The organism is Verrucosispora sp. SN26_14.1 (assembly GCF_004307965.1).
GTDB lineage: Bacteria > Actinomycetota > Actinomycetes > Mycobacteriales > Micromonosporaceae > Micromonospora.
In genome coordinates this window covers 1-4,548 of the sequence record NZ_SISL01000468.1, presented here as the reverse complement: position 1 = coordinate 4,548, position 4,548 = coordinate 1, and the positions used below count along the sequence as shown (strand labels likewise).

Sequence of the window (4,548 nt, the reverse complement as noted above, 5' to 3'; positions counted from 1 at the left end):
CTCCTCGGGCGTCTCCTCCTCGACGGGCGGTGCGGCCGCAGCAGCCGCAGCGGCGGCGGCGCGGGCCGTGACCTCCTCCGGCGCCATGAACAACACCGTCGGCGCGCTGAGCGCGGCACGCCGTCGACGGGAGCGGGGTTCCGGTGCGGGCTCGGCCTCCGGCTCCGTCGGGGTCACCGTCTCGGCCGGGTCGCTCTCGGTCTCCTCGACCGGCGCGCCGCCCTCGGGGGGCAGCGCGGCCGCACCGAAGTCGGTACCGGCCGCAGGTGCCGGCTCCTCGACCGCCGGCTCCTCGACCACCGCCGGAACCTCGGCCGGCGGCGCGGCGGCCTTCTTGCGACGGGTACGGGTCACCTTCACCGGCGGTACCACGTCCCCGTCGGCGGCCTCGACCTCGGCCACGGCCAGCGGCTCCTCGGCGGTCTTCGACGCGGTGGTGGCCTTGCGGCGTCGCCGGGGCGTCTTCGGCGCCTCGTCCAGGTCACCGGAGACCGGGGCGAAGACCTCCGCCTGCGGCGCCTCCGAGCTGCCCGGCGCCGGGTCGCTGGACGCCTCGACCGGGGCGTCGATCTGCTCCGGCTGCGTGACCGGGGTGGCCCGGCGACGGGTGGCCCGCCTGCGCGGTGGTGCCTCGGCGGCGGACGGACTGCCCAGGTCCGCCGCACCGCTCACGGTGCCGGAGGTCTCCTCCGACGCGTCGGGGGCCACCGGTGAGGCGCTGCCCGCCGTGCCGGTGGTGCTGGTCTCAGCGGTCTCGCCGGCCGGGTTCGCACCGGTCCGTTCGCCGCCCTCGGGCTCGTTCTCGAGCATGGACGTTCTCCAGTTCTGGCTTCCCCGGGCGCGGGTGAGCGCTGCCACGCAGGGTCGCCGCAAAGGTGTTTCCCCGGGCGCACGGGCGTGCGCGACCGGCGAAGTCTGCCTGTCTGAGCACCGACCGTCGGTCAGCGCCCGCCGATGGTTGCCCCGTCGCGGTCCGCGTCAAGCGGATCCACGATCGCACCCTGCGCGGTCAGCGTGCCCTGAGCCAGCCGGGTCACCTTCGGGGCTACCGGCGGCTCCAGGCCGGCCACCACGCGGAAGCCGGAAAGGACGTCATCGGGCCGTACGGACGGGGTGACCTGCCGCACGACCAGTTCGAGTATCGCACACGGTACGGCCGGGGCCACGGAAGGCGTCGCCGACGACGTGATCATATCGATGCGGGTGACGGCGACACGAGCGTCGAAGGTCCGCCGCCCCTGCTTGGTCATCCGTTCCACCAGCACCTCGTCGGCCGCCAGGAACGCGGTCACCGCCTTGGTCAGGATCTCGGGATCCACCTCCGGCAGCTCGATCCGCCAGTGGGACGCCTGGATCCGGTCGGCCAGCCCGCTGCCGGTGGCCACCACCGCGTCGAGCACGTCGAGGCCGGGCGAGAGCGCCGTGTCCAGCGCCTCGCGCAACTGCGCCGGGTCCACCTCCTCGCGCAGGCCGATCTCCAGGTACTCCGCCTCGCTGGCGACGCCGGTCGGCGCGGCGCTGGCGTACGAGATCTTGGGGTGCGGGGTGAAGCCCTGGGAGAAGGCCACCGGTACGCCGGCACGACGCAGCGCCCGCTCGAACGCCCGGGCGAAGTCGCGGTGCGAGGTGAACCGCAGCGGGCCACGCTTGGCGTACCGGATCCGGACGCGCTGGACGACCGGCGCCTGGCCACCCTCGGGCTGAGGTTTCCTACTGATCGTCCTGCTCCTCGGTGTCGGACCCCGCCCGGGGCCCCGGGGTCACTGTTGCGCGCCGGTGGGCAGCTTCAGACCGTTGACCGGGGTCAACGGGAGCAGCTTCCGCCCGGTCGGGCCGATCTGGATCTCGGTGTCCATGGTCGGGCAGACGCCGCAGTCGAAGCAGGGCGTCCAGCGGCAGTCGTCCTGCTCGTACTCGCTGAGGGAGTCCTGCCAGTCCTGCCAGAGCCAGTCCTTGTCCAGGCCGGAGTCCAGGTGGTCCCAGGGCAGGACCTCCAGCTCCTCGCGCTCGCGAGTGGTGTACCAGTCGAGGTCCACCCCGAACCCGGGCAGCACCTCGGTGGCCGCCTCCACCCAGCGCTGGTACGAGAAGTGCTCGCTCCAGCCGTCGAACCGGCCGCCGTTCTCCCACACCCGGCGGATCACCGCGCCGACGCGGCGGTCACCCCGGGACAGCAGTCCCTCGATCAACGAGGGCTCACCGTCGTGGTAGCGGAAACCGATCGCCCGCCCCAGCGAACGATCCGAGTTGATCGCCTGCTTGAGCAGCTTGAGCCGGTGGTCGATGACCTCCGGGCGCTGCATCGACGCCCACTGGAACGGGGTGTGCGGCTTCGGCACGAACCCGCCGATGGACACGGTGCAGCGGATGTCCTTCGAGCCGGTGGCGGCGCGACCGGCCCGGATGACCTCGTGGGCCATGTCGGCGATCTCGAGGACGTCCTCGTCGGTCTCGGTGGGCAGGCCGCACATGAAGTAGAGCTTCACCTGCCGCCAGCCGTTGGTGTACGCGGTGACCACGGTGCGGATGAGGTCGTCCTTCGACACCATCTTGTTGATCACCTTGCGGATCCGCTCCGACCCGCCCTCCGGGGCGAAGGTCAGCCCGGTCCGGCGGCCGTTGCGGGACAGCTCCTGGGCGAGATCGATGTTGAACGCGTCCACCCGGGTCGACGGCAGCGACAGCGACACGTTGGTGCCCTGGTACTGCTCGGCGAGGCCGGAGCACATGTCACCGATCTCGGAGTGGTCGGCGGAGGAGAGCGACAGCAGACCCACCTCGTGGAAGCCGGAGAACTCCAGCCCCTGCTGCACCATCTGCCCGACCGTGGTGATGGACCGCTCCCGCACCGGGCGGGTGATCATGCCCGCCTGGCAGAACCGGCAGCCCCGGGTGCAACCCCGGAAGATCTCCACCGCGTACCGCTCGTGCACCGTCTCGGCGAGCGGGACCAGCGGCTTGCGCGGGTACGGCCACGCGTCCAGATCCATCGTGGTGCGCTTGTGCACCCGGAACGGCACGTCCGCCCGGTTCGGCACGACCCGCTGGATCCGGCCGTCGGGCAGGTAGTCCACGTCGTAGAAGCGCGGCACGTAGACGCTCTCGGTGCGGGCCAGCCGCAGCAGCAGCTCGTCCCGGCCACCGGGCGAGCCCTCCGCCTTCCACTCCCGGACGATCGCGGTGATCTCCAGGACCGCCTCCTCGCCGTCACCGAGCACGGCGGCGTCGACGAAGTCGGCGATGGGCTCCGGGTTGAACGCGGCGTGCCCGCCGGCCACGATCACCGGGTCGGCGTCGGTGCGGTCGACCGCGAGCAGCGGGATGCCGGCCAGGTCGACGGCGGTGAGCAGGTTGGTGTAGCCCAGCTCGGTGGCGAACGAGACGCCGAACAGGTCGAAGTCACCGACCGGACGGTGCGCGTCGACGGTGAACTGCGGCACCTCGTGGGTGCGCATCAGCCGCTCCAGGTCCGGCCAGACCGCGTACGTCCGCTCGGCGAGCGTGTCGGGGAGCTCGTTGAGCACCTCGTAGAGAATCTGCACGCCCTGATTGGGTAGGCCCACCTCGTACGCGTCCGGATACATCAGCGCCCAGCGCACGGTCGCGGAGTCCCACTCCTTGACCACCGCACCCAGTTCGCCACCGACGTACTGGATGGGCTTGGTCACCTGGGGCAGCAGCGGCTCCAGGCGGGGCCAGACGGAGTTGGCCGCGACAGGACGCGGAGTGGTGGACGGGACGCTCATGATGCCCAAGGGTACGCGCCCACCCATCGGCCACCACGCCACACCTGGCCGAGAAGGGCACCAGCGGAATCGGCCCTCCACCACACCGGCGACCGCCACTGATGTAAGGAAGGGACCCTTCCTAACGCCTGGTGCATAGGAAGGGTCCCTTCCTAACAAGCGGGCATGGGTACCAGCCTGGTTCTGCCCCGGTGGCACACCGGTACTAGCCTCGGGTCGGCGTGAGAGGAGATTGCCGCGATGCCGGAGCCGCAGCCGGGAGCAGACCGGCCGGTCGACGGGAACCGTCCGGACACACACCGGAACGGGGAGTCAGCGGTCACCCAGGAGCAGACCCTCGACCCCGCACCGCCCGCCACCACCTCGGCGGCGGACGAGACCCAGCCGGTCGGCGACGCCGACCCGACCAGTCCCGCAGGACCGACCCACCCCGCCCCACCAGCCGTACCGCTCGACCCGACCCGAGCCGAGATCGACCAGACCCGAGCCGCGAACACGCCCGACCAGACACGGGCCGGGACCGATCCGACACCCGACGCACACGAGGCCGACGCGACCCGACGCGTGGACGAGGCCGATCCGACTCGACGTGCGGATGAGGTCGATCCGACCCGGTCCGTGGACGAGGTCGACGCGACCCGTCCGGTCGACGAGGCCGCCGGGCGGAGCGGGTCGACACCGTCCGAGGACGACGCGCGTACCACCGTGGCGCCGCCTCCCGAGGTCGGCCCGCAGGGCACCCGGGTGATGCCCGAGGCGGCGGCCCTGGCTCTTATACACCTCTCCGAGCCCACGAGACTAG

General features: G+C 71.9%; 2 protein-coding genes and 2 pseudogenes. 1 reads left to right on the top strand and 3 read right to left on the bottom strand.

All coding sequences use genetic code 11. From position 1 onward, the window contains the following. From EYA84_RS27240 to EYA84_RS27230, 3 genes and pseudogenes are all read right to left on the bottom strand, one after another. A pseudogene (locus EYA84_RS27240) lies at positions 1-810 on the bottom strand (ribonuclease E/G); the annotation flags it as partial. A gap of 131 nt (positions 811-941) precedes the next feature. Continuing rightward, positions 942-1,661 (bottom strand): TIGR03936 family radical SAM-associated protein, encoded by a 720-nt coding sequence (locus tag EYA84_RS27235; protein WP_131056626.1) that lies wholly within the window; start codon positions 1,659-1,661, stop codon positions 942-944. A gap of 99 nt (positions 1,662-1,760) precedes the next feature. Beyond that, positions 1,761-3,746, bottom strand: coding sequence for a TIGR03960 family B12-binding radical SAM protein (locus EYA84_RS27230; RefSeq protein WP_131056624.1), 1,986 nt, complete (start codon positions 3,744-3,746; stop codon positions 1,761-1,763). 240 nt (positions 3,747-3,986) lie between these two features. Here EYA84_RS27230 and EYA84_RS27225 point away from each other — a divergent pair. Further along, a pseudogene (locus EYA84_RS27225) lies at positions 3,987-4,548 on the top strand (hypothetical protein); the annotation flags it as partial.